This window comes from Novosphingobium sp. LASN5T (assembly GCF_003856955.1).
In the GTDB taxonomy this organism is placed as follows: Bacteria; Pseudomonadota; Alphaproteobacteria; order Sphingomonadales; family Sphingomonadaceae; genus Novosphingobium.
The window spans coordinates 1-14688 of the sequence record NZ_RQSI01000070.1; the positions used below are offsets into that span (position 1 = coordinate 1).

The following is a 14688-nucleotide window of genomic DNA, read 5'->3' on the forward strand; positions in this document are numbered from 1 at the left end:
TCTGGCCAAAGACTGGGAGCGATCCATCGAAAGCTCCACCGCATGGGCCACCGTGGCCAGCATCCGCATGCTCACCCGCAGGATCGCAACATTCTCAAACCATTGAGAAACTTTTGAATCGGGCTCTAAGCAGGCATTGAAGGAACCTTAGCGCGGTGCCGCGTTTGAAATTGCAATAAGTACACGGAGCACAGGAGGCCAGAATGGCGACAGTCCCGGAATCCCCACCCGACACCGATATCCCGGAATCTCCCCCGGAAACGCCGCCCGATCAGGTTCCGGGCGAAGTACCCAACGAACAACCGGACAGGATAGACCCGGGCGTCCAGCCGCCAGAGGCCCCTCCTCCGGCGCAGCCATAACAAGCACGCAGCCGCCAATGCGATGACCCGGCTTGTTCACGGGGGGTTTCGCCCTCGTGGACCAGCCGGCCCCGCGCACCGGGCGTGCCCGGCGCGCCACCATGGCGGACGCGTCAGTCCGCCCCCTTGTGTTTCGCACGAGACTTCTGCCCGCCACCGGTCTGCTTGTTCACCGTTGCCCAGGCACGCCGTTCGGCCTCATCGCGATCCGTTCCGCGCTCTTCGTACCCCTCTTCGATGTGGCGGGCCTGGCGCTTCTGCTTGTCGGTATAGCTCGATTTGTCACCCTGAGGCATGATCCTCTCCTCCGAGACTGCCGGACGTGCCGGCAATGCTCATTTGACGCTGATAGTGCTGAGCCTGTCGCTATGGTGCTGCACGACCGTGGCGATGCGGCCAGCGGTAGCCTTGAGATCCGGAACCGTGCCGTTGGCCGCGTAATCCGTGTGAAGACTCAAGGCCATTGCATGGGCCGTGCGTTGCGCGTTCAGATAGACCCGGTCCGCGTCGGCGCCGGAGGTCTTGCGGATCGCATCGATCTGCCCTTGCTGATCGGGATCGAGAGATGCCGGCGGCACTTCCAGACCAGCTTTCCTGGCCGCCGCCTTCAGTTCATCCGAAGACTTCTGGTGGTCCGCGACCATCATGTTCGCGAACGCCTTGACGTCGGCGTTGCCGGTCTTCTCCAGGATCGCTTTCGAACTGTCGATCTCGAACCGGTCGCCTGCCGCCGCCCTTGCCAGATAATCGGCGGTATCGACCACCGCCGCCGCGGCCGGGACGCCGCTTTCGGCGGGCGTGGTGGTTACAGCCATATCGTCGGCCGGTTCGGTGGTGACGACGGCGGGCTTGTCGCACGCGGCCAACGCAAGCGCGGGAACGAGAGCAAGGATAAGTCGTGTCATGGAAAACTCCTGGTTTCGAGAAAGGACACCGGCCCAGCGCATTGAGGACGAGAGGAGGTCGGACCGATGGTATTGCTGCTGTCAGCCATGTCTCTTCCCTTTCATCAGCATGCCCGCCTTGGCGCGCACGCCCCGTGCGGCGCGCCTCTCGTGGGAAGGAAAGGATGCGAAGGCTCCGTTATGTCCCCAAACCTGTCACAGGTAAGCGAACCGGTGGCCGGTCCTTCGTCAGGAGCGTCTGGACGGCCTGCGGCGTCCGCCGCTAGGTCCGCTTGAGCAGATGGTCGACGGTATCTTCGGTCGTCGCCTGTTTCCCATCGCGCAATCCGCACTCGCGTTCCAGCGCATCGCGCAGGGCGGTGATTTCCTCATCCGTCAGGTGTTCGATGCCCACGAACCCCTCGCGCGCCTTGTCCAGCGCGCGCAGCAGTTCGTCCAGCTTGGCCTGCATGGCGCTCGCATCGCGATTCTGGCTGTTCTGGATCAGGAACACCATCAGGAACGTCACGATTGTGGTGCCCGTGTTGATGATGAGCTGCCATGTGTCGGACCAGCCGAACACCGGCCCCGAAACACCCCAAACGATGATGGTGCCCAGCGCTATCGCAAAGGCCACGGGACGCCCCATGGCGGCGGAGATGGCGGACGACCATCGGGTGAAGAACTTGCTCATCGTTCCCCTTTCGCAGATGGACGCGGATCGCCCTCTATCTCGGGAATGCCGGACCGCGCGTGACGGGCATCCAACGGCCAGCGATCGGCCTCGATGGCGGGTAGCGCTTCGAAGGCAGCGCGCGGGATGGAAGCGATCACCTTCCCCTCCGCATAGGCCAGACGGTCAGCCGGGAAGCGGCGCAGGACTTCCCCCACGCCGGCGACACCACCATCGGAAACCACCAGGTAGGCAATGCTGCCATCCTCGACGCTGCCCATGGCATCGATCACGGGACCGAGCGCCGTGCCACCCCTGTCCACGACCGAAGCGCTGAGCAGATCCTGAAAGGAAAACAGGCTGGCATCGGATCGCGACGCGCTGGCCTTTGCCGCGCGCCGGGCCGCTTCCGCGTACCGCGCGCGCCCCAGCCATCGCCACACGCCGATCACATCGACCACGAGCAGAAACACGTTGGTGAGCAACAGCCCCGCCTGATCGGCCTGCAGGGCAACGATGCACCAGGCGCACGCGCCGACGGCAAACACGGCGAATCCCGCACCAGTCAGGCGCGGACCCAGGTTGGCCGCCGTCATGACCGCGGCAACCATCGTCGCGATGGGCGCTAACCAACTCGCAAGATCTGCCATTGCGCATCCCGTGTCGAATGAAGTTCGGACAGATGCAACGACGGCTGGTGTTACCGGTTCCGCCCTAACGCCCAAGACAGTGAACCGGGCGCGGAAAGACTGTCATGCGATATGATCGGGAACCCGCCGCCACGAATTGCTTTGAAGCATCAAACAGCATGGGAGATTAATCATGCTCGCCTTCAAGATGATGTTCTCGGTACTGAAAATCGCATCGACACTGGCCGTCGGCTACACGGTGTACCGCATGTTCACGGCGCGGCAGGAACAGACCGACCCGGCGGCGTTCGCGCCGGGCGAAACCAGCGATACTTCGTCATCGCGTTTTGCCGACGTGCGCAACGCCGGCCCAGACAGCATGCGCAGTGACGTGGATGACTGGGACAAGGTGGACCAGGCCGCGGATGAAAGCTTCCCGGCCAGCGACCCGCCCGCCTATTGAGGAACGTCGCAGTTTTGCGGAGGGCGATGGCCTGACCCGAAAGGTCAGGCCATCGTGGCCAGAATATCGTCGATAGCGATGGTCGCGAAGCCAACCACGCTGTCCGATATCCCGTAAGGTATGAGAAGATGATCTCCCACCGGCATCATGCCGCACGTATAGACCACATTGGGAACATAGCCCGCCCGGTCGGAATTTTCGGCGGTTAGTACCGGCTCCGGCGTTCGCGCCAGCACTTTCGATGGATCGGCGCTGTCCAGAAGCACCGCACCCAGCGCATATTTGCGCATCGGGCCAACGCCGTGGGTCAGCACCAACCACCCCGCCTTGGTCAGCACCGGGCTCCCGCAATTGCCGATCTGGATGAATTCCCAGGCGAAGCGCGGCTCCATCAGCAGCACGCCGTCATCGTCCCACTGATCCAGTTGGGGTGAACGCAGCAGGTAGAGATTCTTGCCGTCCTGTCGGCCGATCATCATGTACTGCCCGTCGATCCGCCGCGGGAACAGGGCCATCCCCTTGTTGCGCCCCGCGCGCCCCTCCACCGGTTCCAGAGAGAAGGTCTTGAAATCGCTCGTCCTCAGCAATTCGGACCGGATCGACTGGCCGGAATAGGCGGTGTATGTGCCGATCCATTCGGCTTTCCCGTCATCATCCTCGAACCGCACCAGGCGCAGATCCTCCAGTCCGTTGCGCTGCTGCTCGGTGACCGGGAAGATAACCGAATTTGTCAGCGTGCTGTCCATATCGCGACTGATCCACGCGCGCGCGCCGGGGGTGTCGGGAGGGGGCGGATTGCCCTCTCCGGTGATCTGCCGCATCGCCGTCGCGATATCGCCCTGGGGCCACAGCGCAAACGACCCATCGGGCCTCGCGATCCCCTCGCGAAACGCGATCGTGCTGATGTGACCCTCGCCCACGGCGCGCAGGCTGAGCACGAAGCGAACGGCGCCCTCCTCCAGCCCCGATTGATCGGGATGCGGGACGATCGACGGGTTCATCAGCGCGGCGGCGGCGTAAGTATATTCATGGCAGAAGTACGCCGCGATCAGCCGCTGGCGATAGCCCTCGGCAATGGCGGGCAGCCCCAGAGACGTTTCGAGCTGGGCGTACCGTTCATCAAGGACGTTCTCGATGTGCCAGTGGCGCGCCGAGAAATCCGCCAGAACCCGCTCGTATTCGGCTTTCGCCCGGTCGCCGGGAAGCGCCAGGACGTTGGCTACCAGCCGGATGGCCCGGTCCTGCGGCGCGTTGCTGGCCTGCCATCCCAGATGGAATGGACGCAAGACGACGCGCGCAGGATCGGGATGAAGTCTAATGTCGCTGATACGAAGCCGGTTCGGTACTGGTCCTGCCTGCAAGATTTCGTCCTTCCACTGTGGCAATGAGATCAGAGAGCGCACGGCTCGCCAGATGGTAGGCGAGAACCGACTCCGCCCCGCAGTTGCGGTTGACCCCGCGCGGAGTCACGCCGTCGCGGCACCGGCCCGAAGCCGCGTCGCCCAATGCCACGTTGCGGTCGTTGGCGCCCTCGAACCACGCGAAAGCGGTGCGCGCCGACCGAATCCACTTCACGTCCTCGCCGATGAAATAGGCCGTCCGGGCCGCGTCGACGGCCGCCCATGCTTCCAGAGGCTGCTGGTCGAATGGCAAGACCGTTGCCGGCTTGCCGAAGGTTTCCGAACCGACGGGGCGGAAATGGCCCCGGCTGCTCGTCTGGCATCGCATGAGCCAGTCGAGCGCTTCCAGCGCCGCCTGCACCCAATCCGCGCGTTGGTGGGCAAGGCCGGCTTCGATCAGCGCCTCGCAAATCCTCGGATTGTCGTAGGCCAGCGCCGGCTCGAACCACACCCATTCGGCACGCCGCGTGCGTTCCAGCATCGCCATCAGCACCGGACCGCCCTTATCGAGAAGATCACCGGCCTGCTGGTGTGGGACGCCCGCGCGCAGCAGCGCGGCTTCTCCCAACATCGCGAAGCAAAGGGTCCGCAAAGGGCTTTCGGAAGAAACGCAACGCCTTGATCGCAGGAACGTCTCGACAGCCCATTCGCGAATATCCGCGTCGGGCGCGCATTCCGCCGTATGCCCCAGCGCCCACAGCGTCCGGCCGTTGGAATCCGCCGATCCCCGATCTTCGAGCCACCGGCGATCGAAACTCATGAAATTGCGGAAGCAGCGTTCTTCCTCGTTCCAGGCATGGGCGATGAAGCTGGCGTACGTCATCGACCAGCGCAGCCGTTCGCCCGCCGGCAGATCGCGCGCCACGTTCATCAGCATCAGCGCGCGCGCGTTGTCATCCAGGCAATATCCGTGGCGGCGGTCGGGCACGATGCCGAGCGAATGCTGGTAGATGCCGGTGCTGTCCGACATGGCGAACACGCCTGCAAGGGCCGGCTTCTTGCCCGGCGCGACCTGAAGCGGCTTGGCCGGCGGCGCGGCAACGCGCAACACAGCCTGCGCCATTTCCGCCACGCGCGGCCAGATCGCATCGCGCCCTTTGGCATAGGCGCGCCGCTTGATCGTTTCCAGGGCGGTGGCATCGGCCAGCAGATCGATCACGGCCTGGGCGATCGCGTTCGCCGAGCCCGGTTCGACCAGCGTGCCCACACCGTCGGCCAGCAATTCGCGCGCATGGGAAAAGGGTGTGCTCACCACGGCCTTGCCTAAGGCCACGGCGTAGCTCAGCGTTCCCGACGTGGATTGTTGAAGATTGGGATAGGGTGTCAGGAAAATATCGCAGGCTTCCAGCTGGTCGAGAAGCTCATCCGTTTCCAGAAACCGATCATCCCACTGGATATGGTCAGCCACGCCCAACCGCTGCGCCAGTGCCTGCAAGGCGTGGCGATAAGCCTCTCCCTCCCGCGCCACAAGCGCCGGGTGGGTCGCACCCACGATGCGGTACACAGTGTTCGGATGCCGCGACAGAATTGCCGGCATCGCCTCGATCACCTGCTCGATCCCCTTGCCGCTTCCCAGCAAGCCGAACGTCATCAGAACGCGCCGGTCAGCGAGGCCCAGACATGCCTTGGCAGCCGGCTCGCGGCCGAACGGACGATCGGGAACGCCATGCGGAATCACGGTCACGTTGCGGGCATCGTACAGGCTGGCGAGCAGGTCGCGCGCTTCGTGCGACATCACGATGACCGCGCTGGCACGATCGATAAGATGTTGCAGGACCGAGCGCTGGCCGGGAGTGGGATCGCGCAGAACGGTATGCAGCGTCAGGATCACGGGCGCGGCGACGCGATCGACGAGATTGCAGATGTAGTTCCCATCCTCGCCGCCGAATATGCCGTATTCGTGCTGTATCCATACCGCGTCGGTGCCGCTGGCGTTGATCCTGTTCGCAGCCGCCTCGAAGTCTTCGCTCGCGCCCTCCCCGATCGCCATGCAGACTTCGCTGCCATAACGCTGGGGCGCCCCAGGCGAATCCATGGCAAAAATATCGATCGACATACCGGGGTCGGCCGCTTTGAGGCTATCCACGAGATCGCTGGTAAAGGTCGCGATACCGCACCGGCGGGGCGGATATGTTCCAATGGCGGCCACGCGATACCGGTGCTGGTCCGGATGGCCCTGACAGAAGCTTTCTACCGAAATATCGCCGGCAGCCCGAAGTTCTTCGATTTTGGCATATTTCAGCATCTATCCGCCTTTCATTGTAACTGTTTATGAAAGCGGCTTCCCCCTCGAGTGTTTCCAGGAAAAGAAACGGCTCACGGCGCCCAAACAACGCTTCAGCGCACTTGCAAGTACCGGCCCCGCCGATCGCGCGATCGCCCGTTCTTCTTTTTGCAAGTCAATGCGCAATTCAAACACACATGTAAGTAAATGGGAAATTCCCGCGTTGCGTTGTGATTGACGGTCGACCCGGATCTGCCTTCCGGTCCGGTGAAACCTTGGAGCAGGATCATGCAACGGCATACCACGAGCAACGAAGGCAAGGTCGGCGAAAGCACTGCCGAACAACAGGGCAAGGCCTCGGCGGCCCACATCGCCGAAAATCAGGGAGCGCGTGCGACGGGACGACTGGGCCAGGAGGAAGCGCTCGCGCGGGCGCCGCGATGGCAGCCCGTCTTTGCGGGATCGGATCGCCTTGCGGGAAAGGTGGCCTTGGTGACCGGCGGGGATAGCGGCATCGGCCGCGCGGTTGCCGCCCTGTTCGCGCGCGAGGGAGCGGACGTGGCGATCGTCTACCGTCACGATAGCACCGACGCCAGCAACACGATTGAAATGGTTGTGGCGGAAGGCCGGCGGGGCGTCGCCTTGCAGGGCGATGTCGGCGACGCGCAATTCTGCGAACAATGCGTGGCCGAAATCGTCAACCGCTTTGGCAGGATCGACATTCTCGTCAACAACGCCGGCGAACAGCACCCAGCAACCGACATCCGCGATATCTCCTCCGCGCAAATGGAGCAGACATTCCGCAGCAACATCTTCGGGATGTTTCATATGGTGCAGGCCGTCGTGGATCATCTGGAACCTGGATCGGCGATCATCAACTGCACCAGCGTGACGGCCTACAAAGGCTCGCGCCACCTGCTCGACTACAGCGCGACCAAAGGCGCGATCACGGCCTTCACCCGGTCACTGAGCGAAAACCTCGTGGAAAAGGGCATACGGGTCAACGCCGTGGCGCCAGGCCCGATCTGGACTCCTCTGAACCCCGGCGGCGGCGCTGAACCGGAACAGGTCAGGTCTTTCGGAGAAGACACGCCGATGCGAAGGCCGGGCGAACCCAACGAGGTGGCGCCCTCGTTCCTGTTCCTCGCCTGCGCGGATTCCAGCTACATGAGCGGTCAGGTGCTTCATCCCAACGGGGGAACGATCGTCAACGGGTGATCCGAAAGGCCTTGCATGATGGCAACCGGAAACCAGCCGACGCCGTCGGCGTTGCATCGGCGCGACGCTCAAGGAACAGCTGAAGGGACCAGCAAGCATGTCAGGCCCACTTGCCCTGAAACTCCTGCAATATGCCGACCTGTCCTCGACGGACATGGCGCTGGTGGATGATCTCGTAGACACCGAAATCCGCACGGTGAAAGCCGGCGGCGATCTCGTGCGCGAAGGCGATCACATCCATTTCCTCAAGATCGTGCTCGATGGGTGGGGATGCCGGTACAAACTGCTGGAAAACGGAAGCCGCCAGATAGTTGCCTTTCTCCTGCCGGGCGACCTGTGCAATCCGGTTTTCCCGGTGGCTGGAACGATCGATCATTCCATTGGCGCCATCGACAAGATGCACTGCGCCCTGGTTCTGTCCGATGCCGTCGAACTGGTCCGGACCCAGTCACCCAGAATCCGTCTGGCCCTTGGCATCGAAGGAACCGCCACGCTCGCCATTCAGCGCGAATGGACGCGCAACGTCGCAGCGCGCAGCGCACGCCAGCGCATCGGCCATCTGTTTTGCGAGCTCGCGCACCGTCTGCGGGCGATAGGGGTCGCTACATCCGACGGGTTCGACTCGCCACTCACGCAGATCCACCTCGCAGAAGCCACAGGCCTTTCCACAGTGCATGTGAATCGCGTGATCCAGGATCTGCGCGCGCGTGACCTCATCCATTGGCAGGGAGGGCGCATCACCATGCCGGACCCGGCCGCGCTGGAGGCTTACTGCCATTTCCGGCCAAGCTATCTGCAGTTCGGGCGCTGACAGGCAAGCGGGCCAGAGGGCGTCCGTCGATTTCCCGGAACGCTTGGTCGGACTTTATCGCGCCAATAAACTTATGTGAATCCCCCAACATCCCGGTGGCGCACTGTACCAATCAGAAAAATCCGGGATAGTATTGATGATAGAAGAAGCGTTATCCACGCGCGATGGCAATCGTGTCTTTCACAGGCACGAATATCTCGCGCGCCATGCCCAGAAAACGGACCATATTTTCAAGATTGAGGAAGGCTGGGCCTGTCAGTACCGGTTGCTGATCGATGGACGCCGGCAAATCATTACGCTGTTTCTTCCCGGTGAATACTGCGAACCACAATGGCTTTTCCAGGGAACGGCGACGCTGCCCGTTGTTGCTCTGACGCGGCTACGCGCTCGATCGCTGTCCCTGACGGGTATTCACCGCAGAACCTCGCAAGAGGCCGATGGAATGACCAGCATACTGGAATCTCTGCTCACGGTCCTGAACCGCCGCGAACAGTGGATCTTCAATCTTGGCCGCCTATCGGCCACCGAGCGCCTGTGCAGCCTGCTGTGCGAACTGTTCGAGCGGCTGAAACGCACATGCCACGTCATAGAAAATCGCTACGTCATGCCCCTAACCCAATATGATCTGGCTGATATCGTTGGCCTGTCAGCCGTTCACGTCAATCGTGTGCTGCAGATGTTGCGGGCAGAAAGACTTATCGAATTGCATGGCAAAAGGCTGACCGTTCTCAACATCGACGGACTGCGCCGGCTGGCCGTCATGCCCAATTCGCAGCGCGCCACTGCTTGACGGATCGGCTTGCGGCGCACGGCGCCTGTATCGGTATCCTGGCCGTCGCCTACTGGATGGGGCATCCGATGGCGCAAGACCTCAGTTGCTGGCGCCACCGCTGGCGTCGGCATCCGCAGCCGGCATGTCGGATGTCGAGAAACCGTGCAGGCCCAGTCGCCATTGGGCCGCGATCACCGCGCCCTTGGCTGGCTGGATCAGCGCAATCACCATCGCCTCCACGATCGCGGGCCACAACGTCATCTGCACCCAGGCCGGCGGCGCGAAATCGAGTTCCACCGCGATGATCAGCGGCGCGACGAGATGGCCCGTCAACAGGATCGCGAGATAGGCGGGAAAATCATCCGCACGCTGGCACGACCAATCCTGCTGGCAATCGGGGCAGCGGTCCACGGGTTTGAGGAAAGCCCGAAACAGTTTCGCACGCGCACAGCGGGGGCAGCGACCGATAAATCCGCGCTTGATCGCCTGCGCCAGCGACGGGCGGACCAGCCCCGGCATGCCGCTGCCGTCTGCGGAGGCATGATCCAACGAAGAACCTGTCAAGTCAGCGCTCCCCTTCTCGTCTCCCCAAGCCGGGCAACCTTGCCCATAGGGGGGACCGCTCGCGCTGTACGTCCCGGGCCTGACAATGGCAACGCCGCGCGCCGGATTCGATCTCTGCGGCAGGATACGGTAGCATCGCTTGCCGGCTATGGACGGGAATGGAAACACTCCGCATCAAAGAAGGTGTTGCGGATCGCGAGCGGAGCGGCAAGAGGGACGGACATGACAAAGCCGAGCCAGACGCCCCCGCTTAATCCACAGGATCTCCCCGTCGCCGATGATCGGGAAGCCGAGGCGCTGCACATGATCCTGCAGGCGCTGCACCTTGGCCTGTGCCTGCGCTGGACCTACAATCGCACGGCGACACAGGTGGCGCCCCAGTTGCTTTATCGCCGCAATGGCAAGTTCTACTGCGACGCCGTCGCCATGGAGCGGGATGGCGCGGCCGTGCAGGAACCGAAACTCGGCAGCTTCCGCCTGTCCGGACTTGGCAAGCTGGTGCTGACCACCGAAACGGCGGCGCCATGGCCGGAACTCGACCTGGCGGATGCGCGCTACGAGGACGTTATCGCGACCCGTGCCGCGGTCTGATCCGCATATGCGGCGCTGACTTTCCGGGGCAAACCATTCAGAGCCACAGCCGGACGATGACGCCGCCCTTGAGCACAGGGTCTTGGCGAAATCACGCAACGGGCTGTCGCTGGACGCCTCGCCTTGGTGCTTGATCAGATTACCCGCGTTCATGATCGCGCCAACGCCAAGTGCGCCCGGACACGCCATTCTCAACCGCGATCACCGGTGACTCCACTGCAACAGATATTCGGGCTTTGGCACCTCCTTGAGCATGGGCAGCTGTGTCAGCTTCCCATGCGGTGGCGGACATGGCGATGGTCAAACTGGCAGTTCGGGCGGCGGACCTAGCCACATCACTGCGAGATAGATAGCTTTACAATGTAGAGTAATCTGCTATGCAATCGCGTATGAACGATCTCAATTCCGCTTTGGATGACATCGCCCGCTTGCGCGAGCAGCTTGCCGCCAGCAGTCGCTTTCAGGGGCTCGCGCCAGGTGTGGTGGCGCTGACTGGCGCGTTGGCAGTTGCGCTTGCAGCGTGGCAAACCGCCACGCACGAGAGCAATTTGTTCATCTGGGTTCTCCTCGCGGCGATTTGCGCCTTCATGATCGGAACGGAAGCCATCATTCGCGCTCGTACCCTGCACAGGTCGATGGCCGGCCGGATGCTGAGCACCACGCTCAATCGCTTCATGCCGATGGCGGCCGCCGGTGCAGTTGCGGGGATCGTGGTGCTGCTGCGCGTACCCGAGCATGCCCGCCTCTTGCCTGGCATCTGGCAATTGCTGATGGGCGTGGGCATCTTCGCCGTGCTGCCTAGCCTGCCAAGGCAGATGATCTGGGCGGCGGCATTCTATTTCGTAGCGGCAGCGGGATCATTGTCCCTGAGCGGGCAAGATGGCGCGCCTACTGCCTGGCTCATGGGCGTACCGTTCGGCATCGGGCAATGGATCGTTGCCGCCATCTTGCATCATGCTTCCAAAGGAACTTCCCATGGCCAAGGGTGACAAAGCACCTTTCTCTTTCGAGGGGCTGGACCGCGTTCTTCATGAGAAGGCTCGGCTCAGCATCATGACCTCGCTTGCCGACCATCCCAAGGGCCTGAGCTTTACCGAACTGCGCGAACTATGCGCGCTGACGGACGGCAATCTCAGCCGCCACGTTCAGATTCTGGAGGAGGCCGGCATGCTGTCCGTCACCAAGGGCTTCGAAGGCCGGCGGCCGCTCACGACCTGCCAGTTGACCGACGAGGGACGCACACGCTTCTCGGATTATCTCGGTGTTCTCGAACAGGTGCTGCGAAGTGCGAGGCGCGGTGTCCACGCCAGTGATCTGCGGGAGAAAACGGCATGACCGGCACGCCTGCTCGCCGTGCCATCCCGGCGGACGATTCCAGCAAGCGTGACGCAGCCCCCTTTTTACGCTATTACTCTATGCTGCAAAGTTATTTTCAATACAGGATGAGGGCGCGGTATCGCCAGCGACAGGCAAACGCACTTCTTGTCTACGCCTTTCTCCTGACCGTCACCGGTGCATTGGCCATGGACAGCAAAGTCAGTCCTGCCGTCCGACCGGTGCTACTCGGAATGACTTTCCCAGGTGCCGGTTTCCTGCATTGGGCGTCGGCCAATCAGGTGATGCTCGCTAGCGTCCTGTGCGGTGTCGGCCTGAGCTTGTTCCTTGTCGCTTTGCTGCTTTGGTTCGCAACCGGCAATGTCATTGCACCCGTGCTTGCCTGGACAGGCGCGGCGCTTCTTGCGAACGCCCCAGCCAGGTTCGGCCTTACCGCTACGCCGAGTGACACAGCCTTGCCCTGGCTTATCGGGCCCGCCGTTTTGATGGCATGCCTGTTTGCCTGGCTGATACCGGGCAAACAGGCCGGATGCACGAAACCTTCGGCCGCGCGCTGTCCAGCGATCACCCGCGAGCCGATCGCGATTCCTGACGAACTCTCACCAGAAATGATGCGGCGGATACGCCTCCTGCTCGATCGGGCGCTGCAGCCGGCAAGACGGTTCGATGGTTTCGAATGGCGGGACCAGTTCCAGACGGCGGCCGTGCGCTATCAGGTCAATTTCATGGCCTATACGCTGGCATTGGCGCAGCGACGCTACGCGCCTGCCGCATCGTGCCACTTTGCCAAAGCGCAACAACATCTCCTGACGAAGATCGGCGATCGGAGGATGTGGGGCTATTGGAGGCTGGAAAACACCTGGGGCAATCTGCGCTTCGACGGCGATCCGGTGCGGCACCAGAACATCATGTATTCCGGCTTCACCGCGCTGCAGATGGCGGTGGGTGGCGCCAGCAGGCTGGAATTGCATCATCGTGGCAAGGTGCAGCTATCCTATGGGCTGGACCAGATCATGGCGTTGCTCGATCGGCAGTACCGCACATCGCCTTATGGGTTGCTGGCGTGTGAGCCCAACTGGATCTATCCGCTATGCAACCTCATCACGATGGCCGGGGTCAGGGCCGTCGACGGACGTCTCGGCACCGATCGCTGGCAGCAACTGGCTGAACCGTTTCTCGCGAGCCTGGACCGCGAGGCCACGCGGCGCGATGGGAGTTTCATTGCCTTCCGCTCTGCGCTTACCGGCATCGCGCCCCCGGCACCCGGCGGCATCGTCATGCAGGCCTTCCCCTGCCTGTTCCTGAACGCCTTGTCGCGCGAACGCGCGCAGGAGCACTGGTGGCGCGTCCGCAAGCGTCTCGATCATGGGTCGTGGCAGCGGTTGTTCTGGCCAGTAGACGTCGGCAACTATGGCTTCAGCCGGGCATCGAGCTATGCCGCCACCGCGGCGGCCGCAGTGGAAATGGGAGACACGGCAATCGCCGGGGAATGTCTGCGACGTCTCGAAATCGAATGCCCGTCGCGCGAAGTCGATGGCGTAATCCACCGCGAACGTGCCTCGCTCTGGGCGCACGCGTTGGAAATGCTGGCCCGGAGCGGCGCTCCCGACGGATTTCGCCAGCTTGTCGAAAGGCCAGGCCATGAACATGGACCACGCCTCATTTCGGCTCCCTATCCCGATGTCCTGGTGGCGCGCGCCATGTGCGAGGGACGCGGTCTGAAACTTGTGCTTCATCCAGGCCATGAGACTTCGAAACCGCTTCTCGAGTTCGGCGGCCTGATACCGGATCGGCATTACCGCACAGGGATCGATGACCAGCCCTTTCTCAAGGCGGATGCGGGAGGGCGGGCATTGCTACGCCTGCAATTGGTGGGCCGCACCAGTCTTTCCCTAGAGCCCGTGGTCTGACCCGCGCCATGATCTGCTGCACGATCTTCGCCGCCCTGTTAGGTCTCTTCATGCGCCCCTTCGTCCTGCTGCGAACGAACCCCTTGGCCTGGCGCCTCAAGCACCAACCTGCTGCGAGTGATCCCCCTTTGCGCGCCACCGGTCGATTGCAGAGTTTCTCCCATGCCCTTGCCGGCCTGGCGTTCCTGGTGCGCAACGAGCCCAATGTACGCATCCACCTAGCCGCTTCCCTATCCGCTGTGATTGCCGGTTTGCGCTTGCACCTCAGCCTCTCCGAATGGCAATGGCTCATCTTTGCGATTGCGCTGGTCCTTGCAGCGGAGGCGCTCAACACGGCCGTCGAACAGGCATGCAATTCCGTCACGCGCAGCTATAATCCCGCTATCAAGGCAGCGAAGGATGTGGCTGCTGGCGCGGTGCTGATCTCAGCCGTCGCCGCTGCGCTGATCGGTGCGACCATCTTCCTGCCGCATGTAGTTCCGTCACTTGCGAACAGGAACTTGCCTTCCAGCAACTGGATCTGTGGTAATCCAGGTGATGCCTAAACAAACCTGAACCAATGGAAGGTTTCAGGCGCCTCATCGATGCCCGGCTACAACCGCTATGTTGGCGAAAGCTGAAAGCGCAGCTGGATCAGCGCTTCTTCTTGGCAATGGTGGCCGTGAAATCAGGATCCTTGTTTGCCACCCAATCGACGAATTTGCGCACGGCGGGGTTAGCGAGCAGTGAGTAGCCCCTAGTTTTCTAGACGCCTTGCGCTTTCAAAATCTGCTGTCGTTCGAACTCAACGGGGGACAGCATTCCGTTCCTGACCTGCTTGCGCACCGGGTTGTAGAACATCTCAAGGTAATC

15 protein-coding genes and 2 pseudogenes are annotated in these 14688 nt (G+C 62.4%); 10 read left to right on the forward strand and 7 right to left on the reverse strand.

What is annotated here, in order from left to right:
• Window positions 1–106, forward strand: a pseudogene (locus tag EH199_RS22565) (IS5/IS1182 family transposase); the annotation flags it as partial.
• Between the two features lie 396 nt (window positions 107–502).
• Here EH199_RS22565 and EH199_RS22570 read toward each other — a convergent pair.
• The 4 genes and pseudogenes from EH199_RS22570 to EH199_RS22585 all read right to left on the reverse strand — a co-directional run.
• A pseudogene (locus EH199_RS22570) lies at window positions 503–658 on the reverse strand (plasmid stabilization protein); the annotation flags it as partial.
• 39 nt (window positions 659–697) lie between these two features.
• Window positions 698–1267, reverse strand: coding sequence for a DUF4142 domain-containing protein (locus tag EH199_RS22575; RefSeq protein ID WP_223806865.1), 570 nt, complete (start codon window positions 1265–1267; stop codon window positions 698–700).
• Window positions 1268–1529: 262 nt separating this feature from the next.
• Window positions 1530–1940 carry a low affinity iron permease family protein gene (locus EH199_RS22580; RefSeq protein WP_124811325.1) on the reverse strand — a complete coding sequence of 137 codons (411 nt, stop codon included), beginning with the start codon at window positions 1938–1940 and terminating at the stop codon, window positions 1530–1532.
• Window positions 1937–2569: a PRC-barrel domain-containing protein gene (locus tag EH199_RS22585; protein ID WP_124811326.1), complete on the reverse strand. Its 633-nt coding sequence runs from the start codon at window positions 2567–2569 to the stop codon at window positions 1937–1939. The genes EH199_RS22580 and EH199_RS22585 overlap by 4 nt, the downstream gene beginning before the upstream one ends.
• A 172-nt stretch (window positions 2570–2741) precedes the next feature.
• Between EH199_RS22585 and EH199_RS22590 the strand changes: the two genes are divergently transcribed.
• Window positions 2742–3011, forward strand: a complete 270-nt coding sequence (locus EH199_RS22590; protein ID WP_223806866.1) for a hypothetical protein — start codon at window positions 2742–2744, stop codon at window positions 3009–3011.
• Window positions 3012–3055: 44 nt separating this feature from the next.
• On the opposite strand, the gene EH199_RS22595 is transcribed toward EH199_RS22590, so the two are convergent.
• A complete protein-coding gene (locus EH199_RS22595) occupies window positions 3056–4297 on the reverse strand; it encodes a glycoside hydrolase family 130 protein (protein WP_223806867.1) in 1242 nt (413 codons plus the stop codon).
• 28 nt (window positions 4298–4325) lie between these two features.
• On the reverse strand, window positions 4326–6446 hold the full coding sequence (locus EH199_RS22600) for a glycosyltransferase family 4 protein (RefSeq protein ID WP_223806868.1): 2121 nt from the start codon (window positions 6444–6446) through the stop codon (window positions 4326–4328).
• 558 nt (window positions 6447–7004) lie between these two features.
• Between EH199_RS22600 and EH199_RS22605 the strand changes: the two genes are divergently transcribed.
• The 3 genes from EH199_RS22605 to EH199_RS22615 all read left to right on the forward strand — a co-directional run bounded on the left by EH199_RS22605 (window position 7005) and on the right by EH199_RS22615 (window position 9454).
• Window positions 7005–7853: an SDR family oxidoreductase gene (locus tag EH199_RS22605; RefSeq protein WP_370449729.1), complete on the forward strand. Its 849-nt coding sequence runs from the start codon at window positions 7005–7007 to the stop codon at window positions 7851–7853.
• 154 nt (window positions 7854–8007) lie between these two features.
• A complete protein-coding gene (locus EH199_RS22610) occupies window positions 8008–8664 on the forward strand; it encodes a Crp/Fnr family transcriptional regulator (RefSeq protein ID WP_190287398.1) in 657 nt (218 codons plus the stop codon).
• Between the two features lie 136 nt (window positions 8665–8800).
• On the forward strand, window positions 8801–9454 hold the full coding sequence (locus tag EH199_RS22615) for a Crp/Fnr family transcriptional regulator (RefSeq protein ID WP_124811331.1): 654 nt from the start codon (window positions 8801–8803) through the stop codon (window positions 9452–9454).
• A gap of 81 nt (window positions 9455–9535) precedes the next feature.
• On the opposite strand, the gene EH199_RS22620 is transcribed toward EH199_RS22615, so the two are convergent.
• A complete protein-coding gene (locus tag EH199_RS22620) occupies window positions 9536–10000 on the reverse strand; it encodes a DUF983 domain-containing protein (RefSeq protein WP_223806869.1) in 465 nt (154 codons plus the stop codon).
• Between the two features lie 222 nt (window positions 10001–10222).
• Here EH199_RS22620 and EH199_RS22625 point away from each other — a divergent pair, with 222 nt between their 5' ends.
• From EH199_RS22625 to EH199_RS22645, 5 genes are all read left to right on the forward strand, one after another.
• Window positions 10223–10591, forward strand: coding sequence for a hypothetical protein (locus EH199_RS22625; RefSeq protein ID WP_124811332.1), 369 nt, complete (start codon window positions 10223–10225; stop codon window positions 10589–10591).
• A gap of 389 nt (window positions 10592–10980) precedes the next feature.
• Window positions 10981–11580 (forward strand): hypothetical protein, encoded by a 600-nt coding sequence (locus tag EH199_RS22630; protein ID WP_124811333.1) that lies wholly within the window; start codon window positions 10981–10983, stop codon window positions 11578–11580.
• A complete protein-coding gene (locus EH199_RS22635) occupies window positions 11567–11926 on the forward strand; it encodes a transcriptional regulator (protein ID WP_124811334.1) in 360 nt (119 codons plus the stop codon). The genes EH199_RS22630 and EH199_RS22635 overlap by 14 nt, the downstream gene beginning before the upstream one ends.
• A complete protein-coding gene (locus EH199_RS22640; RefSeq protein WP_124811335.1) occupies window positions 11923–13836 on the forward strand; it encodes a hypothetical protein in 1914 nt (637 codons plus the stop codon). Before EH199_RS22635 ends, EH199_RS22640 begins: the two co-directional genes overlap by 4 nt.
• Before the next feature lie 8 nt (window positions 13837–13844).
• On the forward strand, window positions 13845–14381 hold the full coding sequence (locus tag EH199_RS22645) for a diacylglycerol kinase family protein (protein ID WP_223806870.1): 537 nt from the start codon (window positions 13845–13847) through the stop codon (window positions 14379–14381).
• Window positions 14382–14688 lie beyond the last annotated feature (307 nt).

What these genes read in the sequence shown, in the direction of transcription:
- EH199_RS22635 (WP_124811334.1), top strand. Translation starts at nt 11,567, where the DNA reads ATGGCCAAGGGTGACAAAGCACCTTTCTCTTTCGAGGGGCTGGACCGC.
- EH199_RS22630 (WP_124811333.1), top strand. Translation starts at nt 10,981, where the DNA reads ATGAACGATCTCAATTCCGCTTTGGATGACATCGCCCGCTTGCGCGAG.
- EH199_RS22615 (WP_124811331.1), top strand. Translation starts at nt 8,801, where the DNA reads ATGATAGAAGAAGCGTTATCCACGCGCGATGGCAATCGTGTCTTTCAC.
- EH199_RS22590 (WP_223806866.1), top strand. Translation starts at nt 2,742, where the DNA reads ATGCTCGCCTTCAAGATGATGTTCTCGGTACTGAAAATCGCATCGACA.
- EH199_RS22610 (WP_190287398.1), top strand. Translation starts at nt 8,008, where the DNA reads ATGGCGCTGGTGGATGATCTCGTAGACACCGAAATCCGCACGGTGAAA.
- EH199_RS22625 (WP_124811332.1), top strand. Translation starts at nt 10,223, where the DNA reads ATGACAAAGCCGAGCCAGACGCCCCCGCTTAATCCACAGGATCTCCCC.
- EH199_RS22585 (WP_124811326.1), bottom strand. Translation starts at nt 2,569, where the DNA reads ATGGCAGATCTTGCGAGTTGGTTAGCGCCCATCGCGACGATGGTTGCC.
- EH199_RS22575 (WP_223806865.1), bottom strand. Translation starts at nt 1,267, where the DNA reads ATGACACGACTTATCCTTGCTCTCGTTCCCGCGCTTGCGTTGGCCGCG.
- EH199_RS22600 (WP_223806868.1), bottom strand. Translation starts at nt 6,446, where the DNA reads ATGGATTCGCCTGGGGCGCCCCAGCGTTATGGCAGCGAAGTCTGCATG.
- EH199_RS22580 (WP_124811325.1), bottom strand. Translation starts at nt 1,940, where the DNA reads ATGAGCAAGTTCTTCACCCGATGGTCGTCCGCCATCTCCGCCGCCATG.
- EH199_RS22640 (WP_124811335.1), top strand. Translation starts at nt 11,923, where the DNA reads ATGACCGGCACGCCTGCTCGCCGTGCCATCCCGGCGGACGATTCCAGC.
- EH199_RS22645 (WP_223806870.1), top strand. Translation starts at nt 13,845, where the DNA reads ATGATCTGCTGCACGATCTTCGCCGCCCTGTTAGGTCTCTTCATGCGC.